Source organism: Rhizobium sp. NPDC092011, assembly GCF_044756305.1.
In the GTDB taxonomy this organism is placed as follows: domain Bacteria; phylum Pseudomonadota; class Alphaproteobacteria; order Rhizobiales; family Rhizobiaceae; genus Rhizobium.
Genome location: NZ_JBIVSO010000034.1, coordinates 1 through 17,598, shown reverse-complemented (window position 1 = coordinate 17,598; position 17,598 = coordinate 1). Strand labels below are relative to the sequence as shown.

Genomic DNA, 17,598 nt, shown 5'->3' with positions numbered 1-17,598 from the left:
TCAGCGGCAATCAGCATGATAACTTGATCCCGACCGCGACCTAAGAATCTCATCCAGATTGTCGCAAGCGTCTCATCCTGATTGCCGCGCTATAGCCCATGCCGCTTGTTCCGTCAGGGTTTTCGATTTGTAATAGGGCGTTGCTCGCGGGCTGTTGACGTCGGTCCAGTTCTCCTCGGTAAACGGCGCTTGCCCATCGCCGTGGTTCGTGGCCGCCACGGAGGAAGTCAGCACGACCCGCGTGACTTGTGCCTGGTGCGCGGCGCGCAACACCCGCAACGCGCCATCACGCGCGGTCTGGATCAGGGCATATTCATTGTCCGCATACCCCGGAGGAAAGGGAGAGGCGGTATGAATCACATAGCTGCACCCTTCGACGGCTTCGTCCCAGCCGTCGTCACGGTCAAGATCCGCCTGCACAAAGCTGAGATGCTCGATGATGTTGTGGCAGTGGGAGGCGAGATCCCGGCCTATCACCTCGCTTTTCCCCAAGGATCGTAAGCTTCCTCGAACGCGATACCCCTGCTCGAGCAGTTGCAGGGCGACATGTTGGGCAAGAAAACCGCCAATCCCGGTCACGAGCACAGTCCGATCTCTGGCGTGTTCATCCACCATTGTGATGTCGAAGCTCCCTGTTCGCCGTCCAAAACGGCTATCAAAAATAGACAGTTAGACAAATAATGTCTAACTGTTCTTTGACAGATTGGACATGTGGTGTCAATAATGACCAAATCATGCAGATTGATCGAAAAACCGACCATATCCTGGATGCGGCACTCCCGGTGTTCGTGCGCTTTGGCTTCAGTAAAACGTCCATGGCGGACATTGCCCGCGCTGCAAATATCTCCAGGGCCTCGCTTTATCTGACATTCAACAGCAAGGAGGAGTTGTTCCGCGCGGGCTCCTTGAGGGCGCATACGAGAACAATGGCCAATGTGACGGCGGCACTAGCGAAGCCAGGGGCGGCCATTGACCGTGTTGAGGCGGCCATGGCGGTCTTCCAACGGGAGCTGATCACGCCCTTTGGCGAGAGTGACGCAGCCAACGAACTTTTTGCCACCAACATGGCCCTGGCTGCCGACATAACGACGGAAGCCCGCGAGAGGTTACTCGACATGCTGGAGCAGACATTGACCGCCGCCGAGTTAAGCAATGAGATCAGCCTCGAACCGGCCCGCGCCACGCCTGCGCAACTGGCCAGCCTCATCTTGGCGGGGATTGAAGGGATAAAACACTCGCGAAGAGGTGGTCCACACCTTGAGGAGGAAACAGCTCTGTTCATGCGTTTTCTGCGCGTCGCGGTGATGCCACAGAATGGCCGATAGGGGTTCGAAAAACGCCACCGCCCATCAGATGTTCATCAAACAGACTTGGCAATTTTTGCCTGCATCAAAACAACGTTGGTTCAAGGTAGAAATTACCTAGGGATCATTTCACCCTCTACCTAAAGCGATTTCTTGAATCACCTCTTGCAAGCCATTTTTGCAGTGCAAAAAAGAAAGGGCCGACGGAAAACCGCGGCCCATAAAGTGTGGAGATCTTTAACCTCCAGAGGGGAACAGCTGCTGCGACGGCACTGGGAGGAGACCGTCATGTGCATCAGCTGCAGTCTTTATGCCCGATTTTTGACCAGTTGGAAAACATTTATTGTGCAATGCAGCTATGCGGCCTCTGCGTTGGTCTCGCTATCGCGATCTGCTGCAGGCAGGTTTCGATGCCGCGCAGCGCGCACCTTTTCTCCTTTAGATCGTCCGCGAAGGCGAAGGCTCCCCCGTCTCACGAACGATAAGAGGCCAGACGATGCTCGGCATCTTCAAGACGCTGGCGATACTGACGCTGTTCGTCTGCTCGGCAGCGGCCTCGTCAGAATCGCTCCACGATAACGGTGAGCTCACGGTATGGCCCGCGAACAGCTTCGCACGCCCATGTTCAAAAAATCGCGGCATATTTTAGCACTTTCATTACGACGGTGTGGTCCAATCATTCAGCGATCCGTGCCTTCCAGGCGCGTGTCGCAGAGGCGGATATGTCAAAGGGGGGGCCTTTGGGGACAAAAGCGATCGCGAGCGCAACGAGAATTCGGACATGCACGGCCATTCGTCGCCGTCAGTTTCGGAGCGCTGCATGATCCGTACTCCAAGGACAACTTTGCATCTTGTCAGCGTTGCATGGCCCTTCGTCCTCATCGTCGTTCTTCAGACCGCACTTGCGACCTTCAGCCTGCAGGTCACCTCGTCGTTGCGAGCTTTCGTGACCGGTGAGAGTCTGTGGTCGAAGGGGCAGCACGATGCTCTTTACTACCTCAGTCGCTATGCTGAATCCGGGAATCTCTCGTTTGTGGCGCGCTATCACGAGGCAATGGCGATCCCGATGGGCGACCGTCAGGCGCGCAAGGCGCTGGAGGCGGATCCTCCCGCGATTGACACGGCCTTCCAGGGTTTCCTCGCGGGTGGCAATCATCCCGACGATATCCCAAAGCTCATCTGGCTTTTCCGCTATTTCCGTTGGCTGCCGGTCATGGACGCCTGTATCCGTGACTGGCGCACGGCTGAGCACGTGCTGATGCAACTGCAGCCTATCAGCGAGGCGATCGATGCCTCCCGCAATACCAGCGACGCCGACCGGCGAGAGATCATGCGTCAACTCGATGAGATCAACGCACTCGTGACGCCGCTGACCAACCGCTTCTCCGACCGCTTGGGGGAAGGAACACGTCAGGTACAGACTGTACTCTTTGCCGGTAATGCGGTCATGGCGCTGCTGTTCATTATCCTCATTGTCTGGCGGCTGAGCAGGTTTCTCACGGATCGTCGCGTTATCGAAGAGCAGCTTTCCCACAACGCCAATCATGATGCGCTGACGGGCCTGCCGAACCGACGGCTCTTTGAGGATCACCTGGCCCACGCGCTGGAGCAGCCAGACGCCTGCCATGCGTTGATGTTTATCGATCTCGACCAGTTCAAGTCGGTCAATGACAATGGCGGCCATGCGGCAGGCGATGCGCTCCTGCGCCGCGTCTCTCTCGATCTTGGCAAGGCGATCCGCGGCACGGATCTGCTTGCTCGCCTTGGTGGCGATGAATTTGGCATCGTACTTCCGAATTGCGGGCCGGAGGATGCGTTACGCATCGGCATGCGGCTGCGCGAACTCACGGAAGCGGTCGACTTTGTTTGGAATGGCCATCGCTATTCGATCAGCGCAAGCGTCGGCGTGGTGCACCTTGCCGATCGGAGTTTCACGCTACAGGAAGCCCTGCAGGCAGCGGATATTGCCTGCTATATGGCGAAGGAAAAGGGCCGTAACCGCGTACATGTCTTCGAGACGACAGACGCCGCTCAGACCCAGTTCGCCGCCAATCTCAATTGGGTACAGCGCCTTCATCGTGCGTTGGAGGACGATAGCTTCAGACTGTTCTCTCAGGAGATTGCGTCGATCGATGGCAATCGCGCATCGGTCGAGCATTGCGAAATCCTGTTGCGGCTCGAAGAGGACGGCAAGCTGCTCGCGCCTGCCTCCTTCATTGCTGCCGCGGAGCGCTTTGGCCTGATGCCGGCCCTTGATCGCTGGGTGGTGCGGCATGCACTCGATATCATTGGCCAGCGCAAGAACATGATGTCGAGCACATATTCGATCAATCTCAGTGGTCTGACCTTAAAGGACGATACGTTCTTGCCGTTCCTGCGCGAGACGCTGGGTCGTAGCCGCGTGCCGGCCGATGTGCTCTGTTTCGAGATCACTGAGACGAGCGCCATCGAGAACCTCGACGAGGCCATCGCCTTCATGAACGCCATGCGCAGCATGGGTTGTCGGTTTGCGCTTGACGATTTCGGCGTCGGCATGTCGTCGCTGACCTATCTGAAACGCCTGCCCGTGGACTATGTGAAGATTGACGGAAGCTTTGTGCGTGACATGCTAACTGACAAAGCGGACCGGATGACCGTCGAAATGATCAACCAGATCTCGCATCTGGCCGGTCGTCAGACGATCGCCGAATTCGTCGAAAATGCGGAAATTCTTGCCGCATTGCGCGCGATCGGCGTTGACTATGCGCAAGGTTATTTCCTCGGCCGGCCGCAACCATTCCTGCCGGAAGTGCTCGACATTATCCCGTCCCGCCGCGTCGACGTAGCCTGATCGGCGGCGTTTGAATTGGGCATCTGCCGATCTCGCAGCGCCACGCCCGCTTCATCGATGATGAAGCAAGATGAACCCACCCTGCAAACACTCCCGGATTCGGTGCTCTTTTCGCCTCATCGGATGATGGGTCAACAGCCGCGGAGTTTTGAGGTCGAGCAGGCACAATCGCCAGGGAGATCTATTGGGATGAGATACTGGCGTTCAAAGGGCGGTGCTTGCCAAGCGGTTTTCGGCGACCACCCGTTCATTCGTGTCCAGGTGTTCGTCAAGCTTGCATCGCATCGCGGCCCTAGGCGGATGCGGATATTGCGAATTCACCAATGCGTTCTCAGGCCTTGAAGGGATCAACCCTAGATCCAAATCTTGGCCTGGGCACCGTGAAACTCAACACCTCTGGCGCTTTGCAGCAGTTCAGGGCATCCTATGATGGCTGAAAGTTGTGTCTATGGCAGTTGGAGGAATGCCGATGCGCTGCTTTACCGTGCTTGGACCCTCGCAGACCGGAAAATCGACAGTCGTGGAAAAGCTCGGCGCCCTGGAGGGGGCGCCAAAAAGATCCACATCTCCCTATGGATTAAACCTCACGGAATTTACCTTCGGAAACGAGGCGTGGTGCGCACTGGACGCGCCAGGATCCAACGAAACGTTGGCGCATGCACAACACGCACTTCTTGCCAGCGACGCCTGCATCCTGTGCGTTTCATCGGCACCCGAGGAGGCGGTGCTCGCGGCGCCCTATCTGCGAATAATCGAGGCCTCGGGGACGCCCTGCATTCTCTTCGTCAATCGGATGGACGAACCGAGAGGGCGGCTGAGGGACGTGATCGCGGCGCTTCAGGACTACGCCAACCACACTCTTTTGCTTCGCCAGATCCCCATCCGCGAAGGGGACAGGATTGTCGGCAGCTGCGATCTGATTTCGGAGCGGGCGTGGCGCTATCGGGAAGGCCAGACCTCGGCGTTAATAGTAATACCCGAAAGCACCGCCGAACGCGAGCGCGAAGCACGCAGCGAGCTCCTGGAACACCTGTCCGAATTCGATGACTGGCTTCTCGAGGAACTGATCGAGGACCGCGAACCACCCAGCGATGCGCTCTATGCCATTTCATCACGGGTTCTCAGGGAAAACAGGATTATCCCTGTTTTGATCGGTGCTGCCAGCCACGGCAACGGCATGATGAGGCTGATGAAGGCACTGCGCCACGAGGCGCCGCCGGTCGGGGTTCTTCGGCAGCGTCTCGCTCTTGCGGGAACTGTCGACGAAGGCAAGCTGGTGGCCGTGAGCTTCCACGCCTATCATCGCCAGAATATCGGCAAGACGGTGCTCGTACGCGCACTCGGTGAGGGACTGCGCCAAGGCGCGTTGCTTGGCGGCTCCAGCCTCGGCGCCTTACAAAGTCTCGCGAACGGGCGGTCCAATCTGACGGTTCTGCCTGCGCCGGGGGATGTCTTCGCCACAGTCAAGTCCGACCACCTGTCCGTCCCTTCGCTGTTGACATCAGGCGCGGTGGTCGCGCCGCCTGCATGGACCGAACCGCCCACGCCGATGCTCGAAAGGATCCTAGTTCCCGGCAGCGAGCGCGATGAAAACAAGCTTTCAGAAACGCTGACGAAACTTTCCGAGACGGATCGCGGTCTGAAAATCTTGCAGGAAGAGGGCACGGGCGCTCAACTCGTTCGCACCCAGGGCCCGGTGCATCTGCGTGATCTCTGTCGAACGCTGTCAGATGTCTTTCACATCTCGGTGACCGATCGAATGCCCAGTCCGATCTACCGCGAGACGATCACGAAGCCATCGGAGGTTCATTATCGCCATCGCAAGCAGACCGGGGGTGCCGGACAATTCGCGGATGTGAAACTCAGCATTCACCCCAACGAGCGCGGCCAGGGCTTCACCTTTGGTGAGACCATCAAGGGCGGCGCCGTTCCGCGCAATTATCTCCCGGCAGTCGAAGCCGGCGCGCGCGAAGCGATGGAGAAAGGACCGCTGGGCTTCGAAGTCATCGATGTCGGCGTAACGCTGTCAGATGGTCAGCACCATACCGTCGACAGTTCGGAACATGCCTTCCGGACCGCGTCGAAAATGGGGGTGCGCCAGGCGCTTTCCGAAGGATCTACCGTCTTGATGCAGCCGGTTTTTCGCAGCGAATTTCACGTTCCTTCGGTCTATTCCGGCAACCTCATCCAGATCGTCGCCGCCCTCAACGGCCAGGTTCTGGGCTTCGACCGTGATGAGACCGCCAAGGGATGGGACATCTTCCGGGCGCTCGTTCCGGGTGGCGCACTTGACGATCTGGCGCGAGCGCTGCGCTCGGCGACGCAAGGCATTGGTTATTTTTCCAAGACCTTCGATCACTTTGAGGAGGTATACGGCAAGGAAGCCGACGCCATTGTGAGGGCGCAGGAGAAACCGGGCGTCGCACACTGAAACGGTGGCGCCGCTTCGTGCTCGTTTGGCAGTGCTGACTACCGAGGCGAGCGATGAACGGCCCCCGCGCGGGGCCGGATCGAGATGTTTTCGCCTTCCTGGGTCGTCTCGAGCCGCTGCAGGATCGGACAATTGGGGCGATGGTCACCTTGGCAGGAACTAACCAGCATGGTGAGCGTATGCTCCATATCCTGCAGGTCCGCGATCTTCTTCTTCAGCGCCTCGATATGGCCCTGAGCGAGGCGCTTAACCTCGGCGCTCTGGCGGGTTTCGTCACGCCAAAGCTCCAAAAGCTCGCCAATTTCAGCGACTGCGAAGCCGAGATCGCGCGCCCGACGGATGAAACGCAGCATGTGCACCTCGGTATCCGAATAGTCGCGATAGCCCGATGCCGTCCTGCCAGCGGCCGGTATGAGGCCGGTTTCTTCGTAGTAGCGGATCATCTTGGCCGAAACGCCCGACGCCTTTGCTGCCTGTCCGATATTCATGAAACTTCTCCTGATACAAGGCAGCCGGCTCGTGAAAGACCGGCTGCGTCCAATTGCTAATTGTCGATCTTGAAGCGGCGGAGCCGAAGCGCATTGCCAAGCACGAAGATGCTGGACAGGGCCATGGCACCTGCTGCAAAGACCGGTGAGAGCAGGATGCCCAAGCTCGGGTAAAGCGCGCCGGCCGCAACGGGGATCAGAGCCGTGTTGTAAGCGAAGGCCCAGAACAGGTTCTGGCGGATGTTGCCGATCGTTGCCTTGGACAGCGCAATGGCGCTCGGCACGCCCTGGAGGCTTCCCGACATGAGGACGACATCGGCTGCCTCGATGGCGATATCCGTGCCCGTGCCGATGGCGAGGCCGATATCGGCCTCGGCGAGCGCCGGCGCGTCGTTGATGCCATCGCCGACAAAGGCGATCTTGCCAAACTGCCCCTTGAGGCGGCGGACCGCCTCGACCTTTCCGTCCGGCAGGACTTCGGCCACGACTTCGTCGATACCCAATCGCATCGCGATGGCCCTGGCGGTGCGGGCATTATCGCCGGTGATCATCGCTACCTTCAGGCCGAGATCGTGCATCGCCTTGATCGCTGCAGGCGTCGTGGCCTTGATCGGATCCGCCACGGCAATAATTGCCGCGAGCTTGCCGCCGATCGCGGCGTAGAGTGGAGATTTTCCCTCGTTACCCAGGCGCTTGGCAACCGCGGAGAACACGGTCACATCATGCCCAAGCTCGATCATATGACGGTCCGCGCCGATTTCGATGTGCTTGCCGCCGGCCATCGCCTTGACGCCGAAACCCGTCACCGACATGAAGTCGGACACGGGTTGGAGCGCCACACCTTCCAAAGCCGCCGCCTCCACGATCGCTCGCGCGATCGGATGTTCCGACTTGGATTCGACGGCCGCAACCAGACCAAGAACGCTTGTCCGGTCGAAACCGGCTGCCAGTTCGAGATCGGTCAGCATCGGCTTACCTTCAGTCAGGGTGCCGGTCTTGTCCAGGGCGACAACTTTGGCGTCCTTCAACAGCTGCAGGGCTTCCCCCTTGCGGAACAGCACGCCGAGCTCCGCACCACGGCCTGTGCCGACCATGATCGAGGTGGGGGTCGCAAGGCCCATGGCGCATGGGCAGGCGATGATTAGGACCGCCACGGCGTTGATCAACGCGAATGTAAGAGCGGGCGACGGCCCGAAATAGAGCCAGCCTGCAAAAGTCAGCGCGGCTACTGCAAAGACCGCCGGAACGAACCACATCGTCACCTTATCGACCATGGCCTGGATCGGCAGCTTCGAGCCCTGTGCCTGCTCGACCATGCGGATGATCTGCGCGAGCACTGTATTGCCGCCGACAGCGGTCGCGCGGAATGCGAAGGCGCCCTTCTGGTTGATCGTGCCACCGACCAGCGCGCTGCCGACCACCTTTGACACCGGGATAGGTTCGCCTGTTATCATCGATTCATCGACATAACTTTCCCCTTCGACCAGCTGACCATCGACCGGAACCCGCTCGCCGGGGCGGACTTCGACAATGTCGCCGGCAACGACCGAGCCGATCGGCAGATCAACGGCCTTGCCGCCGCGACGAACCCGCGCAGTCTTGGCCTGCAGGCCGACCAGGCGTTTGATCGCCTCGGACGTTCGCCCCTTGGCGCGGGCCTCCAACAGACGGCCGAGCAGGATGAGCGTTACGATGACCGCTGCAGCCTCATAATAGACATTGATCGTGCCGGGCGGCAGGAGGCCGGGCGCGAAGGTCGCAACCAGCGAATAGCCGTAGGCCGCAAGCGAGCCGACGGCGACCAGCGAGTTCATGTCGGGGGCGAGACGCCAGAGCGCCGGGAGCCCTTTGTCGTAGAAGCGGATGCCGGGAGCGAAGAGTACGAGCGTCGTCAGCGCGAACTGGATATACCAGCTCCATTGCATGCCGATCGAGGCTTCGATGAGGCGGTGCACTCCAGGAAGGAGGTGAGCCCCCATCTCCATCAGGAAAACCGGTGCGGTCAGCACGGCGGCGACCGTGAAATCGCGGGTGAGCTCTCGGCGTTCGATTTCCTTCTTCTCGGCGCGATCCGCATCTTGGCTTTCGCTCCGGTCCGATATGGTACCGATCACCCTTGCTTCATAGCCGACATCTTCGATTGCCGCGACCAGGGACACCGCGCTGACGGACCCCTTAATCGTCGCCCGTTCGGTCGCCAGGTTGACGACCGCCTGCGTTACACCGGGAATGGCCATCAAGGCACGTTCGACGCGGCCAACACAGGAGGCGCATGTCATGCCCTCCACCGAGAGTTCAATGGGGTCTGAGGTCGCGACGAAGCTGGCGGGCACGGAGTAGCCTACATTTTGGACGGTTGCGATGAGTGCGGTGCGGTCGACGGTCGCGCTCATCGTCATATTGGCCCGCTCGGTGGCAAGGTTGACCGATACAGTCTCGACGCCCGGGACCGTCTTCAGCGCTCTTTCGACCCGGCCGACGCAGGATGCGCATGTCATGCCCTCGATCGGCATTGATATTGCAGTGGACGTGTCTGTCGCTCGAATGGGGGCATTCATAGCCGCCTCCTTTTTTAGTTCAAATCTGAGTTCGAGCGAAGGATCAGGCTTCCAACGATGGGAAGGTCAATAGCGATTTTTTTGTTTGATGTCACTTGACCTTCCCATCGTTGGAAGCCCCACCTTGAGCGATGTGAGATCAAAACACGGAGATGTTTCATGGAACTCAAAATCGAAAACATGACCTGCGGCGGTTGTGCCAGGTCCGTCACCAAGGCGATCCAGTCGGTCGACCCGAATGCCAAGATCGAGGCCAATCCCGACAAGCGTCTAGTCACGGTTCAATCGGCCGCAGGTGAAGACGTCATCTTGCAGGTTCTCGCAAAGGCCGGATACCCGGCTATGACGAGCTGATCGGGAGCGGATGATGAACAAGCTCACTCCGATCTTCATTGGCGGTGCAATCGCCGTCAGTGCGGGGCTTGCGATTGCGCAGAGCCAGCTGAACAAGAGCGCCCCCGTGCCGGGTCACGACATGTCGGGAATGAATATGTCCAACCATTCGATGTCGGCAGCGGGCAGTCCCTCCACGAAAGCGTTCGGCGAAGCCAACGACCGCATGCACAAGGAGATGGCGATCGAGGCCCAGGAAGGTGAGATCGCCATGATGACGGAATGGCTTGCCAAAAATGCGAAGTGACATCCGGGGACGCGCTCTTCGGAGGCACGTTCGCGGAAGCTCAAAATTAGGAACGGACCTCAGCGACCGCGTCGCTGCCAGTTCGTCAGCAGCAAAAGGAAAACGATCGATGCACCGGCGGACTTTTCTCGCAAGCCTTGCAGGCTTTGCCATTGCCGGGCCAACCGCGGCCCAGATGAAGCACGACATGAGCGGCCATGATATGGGCGCCATGACGGGCCATGGCGGTCACGATATGCCGCAAGCCGGGGGCAAGCCCGTTCTGCCTGAAGGGCTGCCCCTGCGTGATCTGCCGCGCCTGGAGAACCAGTCGGGCGTCGTTGGAACCTTCAAGGCAAAGCTGACCGCCGGGCAAAGCCGTGTACGGTTCTCACAGGGACTTGATACGTCGGTGCTTGCCTATAACGGTACCAGTCCGGTGATTGAAGCGCATGAGGGCGACAGGATCGAGATTGCATTCGCAAACGAGATCCCGAACGAGCCGACAACGGTTCATTGGCATGGTATGCCGGTGCCCGCCAATCAGGACGGCAATCCGGCCGATCCGGTAGCGTCCGGCGGCGAGAGGACCTACACGTTCGATCTGCCGGAAGGCAGCGCCGCCTCCTACTGGTTTCACCCCCATCCTCATGGTTTGACCGCCGAGCAGGTCTATCGCGGCTTGGCAGGCATCTTTCTGGTGAAACCAAAGCAAGATCCGATCCCGGTGGAGTATGGCGACACGATCCTGATGTTTACGGATTTAAGGCTCGCTGCCGATGGAACAATGCCTGACAGCACCATGGCGGATATGATGAATGGACGGGTTGGCGACCATGTGCTCGTCAACGGCCAGAAGAATCCGATCACGGCGATGGTGCAAGGCGAGAAGCGCCGACTGCGGCTCTTCAACGCGACGAACGCACGCTTCCTGCGCCTCAAGTTCGAGAACGCCGGCATGACCGTCATCGGCACGGATGGCGGTTTGATCGAGGCCCCGGTTGCCGTCGAGGAGCTGTTGCTGTCACCCGCCGAGCGCGTCGAACTCATCGTGGCCTTCGATCGACCGGGGACGGCGAAGCTGACCACGCTCGATTATGAGCGCGGATGGATGGGCCCTGGCAAGCCGAACGAAGCCGGCATGACGCTGCTAACGGCCAATGTTTCGGTTGAAGCAGCGCCCTCCGTTCCGCCGCTGCCAGCCAAGCTGCGCCCTGTCGTGCCCCTCGGCGAGCCACGAACAAAACGCCGCTTCGTGCTGACGGAAGCCATGGGCGGGATGATGGATCACGGCAATATGAACCATGATGGCATGTCGATGTCGTCGGATATGGGCATGAAGTTCCTGATCAACGGCGCCAGCTTCGATATGGATCGGATCGATGAAGTCTCGACAGTCGGACAGGTCGAATTGTGGGAAATCGTCAACCAGGCCGACATGGACCATCCGTTCCATGTGCACGGGACGCAGTTCCAGGTCGTTGAGCATGAGAAAGACGGCAAGGTCACCAAACCCGCTTTTCGGGCATGGAAGGATACAGTGAATGTCTCCGCCGGTGAGACAGTACGCTTTCTGCTGCGCCAGGATCTGCCCGGACCGCGGATGTATCATTGCCATATCCTCGAGCACGAACAGCTCGGAATGATGGGCACGATCGACGTTCGGGCCTAGTCTGGACCAAACGCATGCAACACGAGCCCGCTGCGACAGGGTCCGTAGCGGGCAATCCTTTGTGAGGGCGAAGAAGCAGCGATGTCGGTTACCAGCCCAAACAAAGGGTTGCGCAACATCGAAGGGCGGCTGATCGATGTGCTGGCGGACTGGTGTCCGGATGTTCACGGCTATCACCTCTACCATCCGAGCCGCCGGGAGCTCGACCTGAAGTTCGCGGCTGCGGATCTGCGGCTTTTCGATTCGCAAGGCGTGCGAATACGGTGATGCTTCAGCGCGGCTATTCGACTGCGCCAGTTCACACTGCGAGGAAAATAAACTGGTGAGCCCAGCGCGCAATAAGGGACGGCGGCTCACCCTGTTCTTCAGGCGCGAGCCGCAGTTGCCGGCGCCCGCCTTAAACAAGTCAAGCTGCTCTTGCGGCTCAACCACCCACCTTTTTCCCGATCTCCTCGACAACCATGTGGCCGAAATATCGGCTCGCCATCTTTCGCACTCGCAATCCGGCGGATTGCCGTCGAAATCCCAACCTCAAATCGCATGACAGTCTTGCGGCACTGTTCGCCACACTCAAGCCGCCCAGTTTCGAGGGGAGCTCACGCCAAAAGACGCCTTGGATAGTCCATTGTGACCAAGCGAAAGGACCTGTTGTCCTCGTCGAGTCCTCATTTGCGGCCTCATGAGTGAACAATGGTCTATTCGAAGGCTAGAAACTGGTCAGATACGTGGTGAGATTGAGCGACTGCAAACGGGTTTGGACAAGGCTAACCTTCTATAACCGTCGACTAGGACGGCAACCTGGAGGAGAACCCTATGTCCATGAAAATCCTGCTTCTTTCTGCCGCCTTCGCAGTCGCCTCAACCGCCGCCTTCGCCGGCGGAAACGTTTCAGTTACCTCACAAACAGGCAACGGTAACGTGTCGGCCATAGGCCAAGTCGGCCACGGGAACTTTGCCGGCGTCGGCCAGGTCGGTAAGGGGAACTATGCCCAGTCGATCCAGATGGGCAAGGACAATATTTCCGCGACGGCACAATTCGGCAAGTACAACCAAAGCTATACGACCCAGATGGGCAAGGGGAACCTCGCCGCAACCGTCCAGTTCAGCCATGACAACCTGTCTTCTACGACCCAATCGGGGAAGAACAACGTATCTGTGACTGTCCAGCACTGACCGGATAAGGAGGGCCGGCATTGAAGCGGGCCCTCCAAACCTCTAGGAGTTGACGTCAAATGGTCACCGCACCCCCCGTAGACGTCTGCAGGATCGAATATCATGATGTCGGCGGCATGACCCGCCTTTCGGCCGTATTGATCCCGTCCGTGGCCCGCGAAGGTACCTACCAATTCATGGTACGTTCCGTATCGGACGGTGGAACCTCCTCCAATGCGCAGGGTGGTGAATTTTCGGCAAGAGGAGGTCATCGCGAGGATCTGTCCAAGATTATCATAGGCGGCGCACCGAATAGTCTGGCTGCGGAGCTGCAGGTCTTTGATGCTTCTGGCAATCTGATCTGCAGCTATACACTGCCCGAAACAAGGTGAATGAAGCGCCATTGGTCTCCGCCAAGGCCTAAGGTCGTGCCTGCCGGGCAGCATCCGCATGTCAGCAGTCGACTTAAGCGCGAGAATAACAAGCTCGAAATTGATGGCTTGTCAGCGTGCAGTCTTCTCAAAGACAATTCGCTTTATGTTCGATCTACGGGCACGTTAACGCAACCAAGCGCTGCGCGGCTTCTCCAAAAGCAGGTGGCGCGACAGACCTGCCACGGCGCAGTTGCCATCGACATCTTGCTAGGCACGTCCTGTACCAGATCTTTTGTTATGCGATATCGCGTTGCGTTCGGCCATCTGCGATTGCCATATCATTGAATGAGAGAGAGCTCTCACTTACAATCGATTATCCCGCGAAAAATGCCAGCGTAGAGAGAAGAGTAAGCAACTGTCCCTGCCGATGGAGGCCGTTGCGAGCCATGATTGAAGTCAGTTGGTTGTGAACCGTATTCTTCGCGACACCCCGGGATTGCGCAATTTCGGCGGGCGCTCGTCCAAGCCCCAGTGCACAGGCAAGGCTGGCTTCAGCCGTTGTCAAACCGAGAACCGAGCCGACCAGAGCAGGTGTCAAGCCATTGTGGTCCCCCATCCTGTAGAAGCTCAACATGAATTTCAGCTCGCTGTCTACGTGGAGGTTTACAAAGGGAGTCGTAGCCAAGGACTTCAATCCGACAAGATCCGCTTTCAATAGCCAACTGAGCCCGTGCTGCGGATCCTTGACCCATGCAATATTGGCGACGTCCGCGCTATGAGCGGCCTGTTCCAAAAGCCTGTCAGTTTCTTGTCGCAGGGCAATGTTGCCGACGATAAGATAGCCCTCAGAAACCTTCAGAAGAGGACCGTTATTCTCCGTCAGTCGCTGGAAGGCCTGGTTACCATCAAGAACCCTCAGATCACGCCGGACAATGGCTCTCGGTGTGACGGATTGCGAAAACAGACGATCCAACTGCACCGCCTTTTCGCGATCTCTCCACATCTGTCGGTGAATGCCAACGGCGATCTGAAGGTGGGGCGTCATTGCCATAAGCAATTGATTGGCCAGTTTGACATTCATTTGGTCGTCACGGCCGAAAATCAGGCCGAGGTTGAAGCGTCGATACCCGTCCTTCGCAATGACCACCAACAGCAATTGCCCCTCGCAGTCGAAGATCCTGGCAAGGTGGACCTCCCAGGGCAAGCCGTCACGTTTTGCGTCAAGAACCAGATTGCTACCCGGGCCAAGGCCGGCGGTCATGTTATGGACGATGTCGACGAAATCAGGCTGAACGAGAACCGCTCTGTCGACGCACTTGCCGATGACGCTAACGCCGTCCTCTGCCCCCGAGCATAGGCCCATAAAAAAGGCGCTGGTTGCACCAGTCATCTTTCTCATTTCACCCAGAACTTCACCCCAGCCCTCTGGATTGCTGACAGCTTGGTAGATTGTCTGGACAACATAGGAATGCATTTCTTGATTGAAAGTAACCGTCAATTCCCCCTCCCCTTTGCCGTAGTCTTCGCGCAGTCTCTTTGAGACATGGTGGTGGTCACAAAGATTTGGGCGCGAATTCAAAGGCTAAGCAAGTCTACGAACGACTGCCGTCCACTCGAGTATAGGCGTGTACACAGTTCATGTCGTTTGCTTGGTGGTTGGTGTTTACACGTAATCTCACATGCACCCTCTCATGCACCAACCTGACGTTCGGTCTTTGAACCCTCCTTGCTGTTCATGATAATCCTCGGAATGCACGGCAGTTATGAGTGATGAAATTGATATCTGTAGAGATATGTTGCGGAGTTTCTACATTGATAATGGCACGTTAAAATTTTACTTATTTTGATATAACTATAGTATCTCAAAGGCAATTATCGGCATATATCATCAGCAATAATACAGAAAACACTGACTTCAATCAACAAATCATATATACAGCTATGCGTCACCGAATCTCGATGGCATTACCGGTAATTGCAACCCGTGCTTTTCAAATATATTATCCGCTTATATTCTTCATCACATAGCGATCTAAAGTTACTTTCAACTTCGGCAAAAAACCGACACGAAACCGATCAATGGTTCGCAGATGAATTCCTCGCGCAATGATCGTAAGCAATCCAAATGCGCGTCGATCCGCCAGCGGGGTCGCTGCTCAGCTAACCAGTTCATTTATCGAGATAGCCACTGTCGAGCCGGCACGTCACTATGCTTGTCAGAAGTGAGCTGTTAGCGAAAGTCCAACATTGTACTGAGACGAGGTGGTCCGGCCGATCCCCGTTGCGGTTGGTCGCGGTCCCCACAGCGTGGTATGAACCCCACCCGATAGGCGAAATTCGACTTGTTGCTTCAGTGGAAACGCGAGGCTCAGGTCCAAGCCTGCTAGCCCCATCACACCATTGTCGCGTTGCGTGCCTCCTGGCACCTCTATCGCTGCAACTTGAGGAAGAACGAGAGTTTGGCTAGTCGTTGATCTCGCGCCAAAATAGGCGATGCCAGCCATACCGGACATTTCAACGACGAATGGCGCTTGCGGCCAGAAACGCCCCTGGAAGCCAATAGTGGGACCGCCGGATTCCGTGTTGAAACTCCCCGCCTCGTTCAATCCCACAACCGGTATGGCCCCGCTTGGTGCACCCTGGCTTAGATCGAAGGCAAGTCCGCTGCCAAAATGCTCCTTGGCGCTTCGATAGGTCGCTCCAATTCTGAGCGCAAAGGCATCGTCGGGAGCTAATGGCTTTGAGAACCAGATCGACTGGGTATAACCAGTTACATGGACGAAACTCCATGCGTGTACCGTACCGGGCCCAGCGTCATTTGCCCCCGCAAATAGAAGGCCGTTACTGTCGCCAAAGGCACCATAGGCCGCAGCACTTGGTGTTGAGCCGTTGGTAAGCACCGCCGCAAAAGCGGCGCCCAAGGCCGTTTTGCTTACAGCATATTGTGTCACTGAATTTGGGCCAGTTGGGGAAAATGCGGAGGAAAAGATCGAGGCTGGGCTACCTGCTCGATCGACAAAGGTCACGCTGCTGGCCGCGGTCGCTCCCGATGGGTCGGTCAGATAACTAAGATCGATTTCACCCGGGCTTGGTGAACCGACCTCAAGAATGAACGGACTGTTGGCGAGTGTGCTTGTGGAGGAGGAGTGGCCCGAAACATCGAAACGCGTTCCGCTCCAAGAAAAGGTAAAGGCGCCAGGCTCCTTCGACAACGGCATGCCCGCTGAAATACCATATTCAGACCCGAATGCAGTCAGGCTCTGCTGGGCAATCGTCGGCGTTCCCATTGAAACTGCCGGAAACGAAAGTCGCTGCCAGTCGAGATCAAATTGACCTTCGACAAACCCTTGGTCCTGCGCGCAAGCCTGCATTGAATAAAGGGCCACCGGCGCAAGCAGGCAAGGCAAACAAAGCAATCCTCGCAAGCTAGCTATACGCGTCTGAGCCCCCGTGCCAAAGGAATAAAAGGAATCGCTGCATTAGCGTAACACAAAAGGCTGATGTGCAACACGACTTCTGGGAAGTCACTCCGATGTCAGCAAAGCTCTCCGGAGGAAGTCGCCTCTGGCAGGAAACGGCGCGAATACATGGTCGGCTCTGCTGGCGATGTTGCCCTTTAGCTTCTAGATCTCGGCTGCGCCCGGCATCAGTTTGTTTCAACTATCTGAGGGGAAAACTCGACATTCTCTTCTCGCGATCTCCACATACGCTTCCTTTACAAACAACGTAACAACGCCCATAGAATCCCATGGTCGAACTCTACGTCTTCACATCGGCCGGCCTTGTCTACCAGATGGCGTCGACATTCGCAGGAAATGTGCGCGGCATCATTGCCAACGTCGCACTCGCTGGGCGCCTGATATATTCAACTGCACCACACGCCATATCCACACAAAGAGTTCGCCTGCAAACATCTTCCTATTCGAGCAGCTATTCCAAATGCCATCGTGGTGTGTCTGAGCTTCATCTGCTGCTTCAGAACTTCTTGGCTGCGGCGAGTTTAGCGCCGACGGATTTCTGTCCATCGCCCTCGATGTTGAGGAGCATGCTGGCATCGAGCATCCAGAAGTTCTGTGTCTGCAGGCTCATGCCCACCGTGACGGCCGCGAAGGCGCCCGAGCCGTCGAGCCCGGAGAAGCCGCCGGTCACCCCGAGCTTCGGCGTCACCTT

The 17,598-nt window shown here is 57.7% G+C and carries 15 protein-coding genes; 9 read left to right on the top strand and 6 right to left on the bottom strand.

What is annotated here, in order from left to right:
* Positions 1-72: 72 nt before the first annotated feature.
* A complete protein-coding gene (locus ACIQJ2_RS37825; protein ID WP_400678144.1) occupies positions 73-615 on the bottom strand; it encodes an NAD-dependent epimerase/dehydratase family protein in 543 nt (180 codons plus the stop codon).
* A gap of 119 nt (positions 616-734) precedes the next feature.
* Between ACIQJ2_RS37825 and ACIQJ2_RS37820 the strand changes: the two genes are divergently transcribed.
* The 3 genes from ACIQJ2_RS37820 (at position 735) to ACIQJ2_RS37810 (ending at position 6,565) form a co-directional block, all read left to right on the top strand.
* Entirely contained in the window at positions 735-1,325 is a 591-nt protein-coding gene (locus ACIQJ2_RS37820; protein WP_400678142.1) for a TetR/AcrR family transcriptional regulator, read from the top strand.
* 799 nt (positions 1,326-2,124) lie between these two features.
* A complete protein-coding gene (locus tag ACIQJ2_RS37815) occupies positions 2,125-4,134 on the top strand; it encodes a putative bifunctional diguanylate cyclase/phosphodiesterase (RefSeq protein ID WP_400678140.1) in 2,010 nt (669 codons plus the stop codon).
* A gap of 469 nt (positions 4,135-4,603) precedes the next feature.
* On the top strand, positions 4,604-6,565 hold the full coding sequence (locus tag ACIQJ2_RS37810; RefSeq protein WP_400678138.1) for an elongation factor G: 1,962 nt from the start codon (positions 4,604-4,606) through the stop codon (positions 6,563-6,565).
* Between the two features lie 38 nt (positions 6,566-6,603).
* Here the strand turns inward: ACIQJ2_RS37810 and cueR are convergent, their stop codons facing one another.
* Both cueR and ACIQJ2_RS37800 read right to left on the bottom strand, forming a co-directional pair.
* Positions 6,604-7,053 carry a Cu(I)-responsive transcriptional regulator gene (gene cueR, locus ACIQJ2_RS37805; protein WP_400678136.1) on the bottom strand — a complete coding sequence of 150 codons (450 nt, stop codon included), beginning with the start codon at positions 7,051-7,053 and terminating at the stop codon, positions 6,604-6,606.
* A 56-nt stretch (positions 7,054-7,109) separates the two neighbouring features.
* The gene (locus ACIQJ2_RS37800) at positions 7,110-9,611 is read right to left on the bottom strand and encodes a heavy metal translocating P-type ATPase (protein WP_400678134.1); all 2,502 of its coding nucleotides are present in this window, start codon (positions 9,609-9,611) and stop codon (positions 7,110-7,112) included.
* 159 nt (positions 9,612-9,770) lie between these two features.
* Between ACIQJ2_RS37800 and ACIQJ2_RS37795 the strand changes: the two genes are divergently transcribed.
* From ACIQJ2_RS37795 to csgH, 6 genes are all read left to right on the top strand, one after another.
* Positions 9,771-9,965 carry a heavy-metal-associated domain-containing protein gene (locus ACIQJ2_RS37795; protein WP_199149179.1) on the top strand — a complete coding sequence of 65 codons (195 nt, stop codon included), beginning with the start codon at positions 9,771-9,773 and terminating at the stop codon, positions 9,963-9,965.
* Positions 9,966-9,978: 13 nt separating this feature from the next.
* Positions 9,979-10,251 carry a hypothetical protein gene (locus ACIQJ2_RS37790; protein WP_400678132.1) on the top strand — a complete coding sequence of 91 codons (273 nt, stop codon included), beginning with the start codon at positions 9,979-9,981 and terminating at the stop codon, positions 10,249-10,251.
* A gap of 109 nt (positions 10,252-10,360) precedes the next feature.
* Positions 10,361-11,902 (top strand): multicopper oxidase family protein, encoded by a 1,542-nt coding sequence (locus ACIQJ2_RS37785; protein WP_400678130.1) that lies wholly within the window; start codon positions 10,361-10,363, stop codon positions 11,900-11,902.
* 81 nt (positions 11,903-11,983) lie between these two features.
* Positions 11,984-12,169: a hypothetical protein gene (locus tag ACIQJ2_RS37780; protein ID WP_400678129.1), complete on the top strand. Its 186-nt coding sequence runs from the start codon at positions 11,984-11,986 to the stop codon at positions 12,167-12,169.
* Between the two features lie 546 nt (positions 12,170-12,715).
* The gene (locus ACIQJ2_RS37775) at positions 12,716-13,075 is read left to right on the top strand and encodes a hypothetical protein (RefSeq protein ID WP_400678127.1); all 360 of its coding nucleotides are present in this window, start codon (positions 12,716-12,718) and stop codon (positions 13,073-13,075) included.
* 59 nt (positions 13,076-13,134) lie between these two features.
* Positions 13,135-13,446: a curli-like amyloid fiber formation chaperone CsgH gene (csgH, locus tag ACIQJ2_RS37770; protein ID WP_400678125.1), complete on the top strand. Its 312-nt coding sequence runs from the start codon at positions 13,135-13,137 to the stop codon at positions 13,444-13,446.
* Between the two features lie 355 nt (positions 13,447-13,801).
* Here csgH and ACIQJ2_RS37765 read toward each other — a convergent pair whose 3' ends face one another.
* The 3 genes from ACIQJ2_RS37765 to ACIQJ2_RS37755 form a co-directional block, all read right to left on the bottom strand.
* Positions 13,802-14,926: a helix-turn-helix transcriptional regulator gene (locus tag ACIQJ2_RS37765; protein WP_400678124.1), complete on the bottom strand. Its 1,125-nt coding sequence runs from the start codon at positions 14,924-14,926 to the stop codon at positions 13,802-13,804.
* Between the two features lie 718 nt (positions 14,927-15,644).
* Complete coding sequence (locus ACIQJ2_RS37760; protein ID WP_400678122.1) at positions 15,645-16,814, bottom strand: hypothetical protein; 1,170 nt, start codon at positions 16,812-16,814, stop codon at positions 15,645-15,647.
* 589 nt (positions 16,815-17,403) lie between these two features.
* On the bottom strand, positions 17,404-17,598 hold a 195-nt coding region (locus ACIQJ2_RS37755; protein ID WP_400678121.1), incomplete at its 5' end, for a hypothetical protein.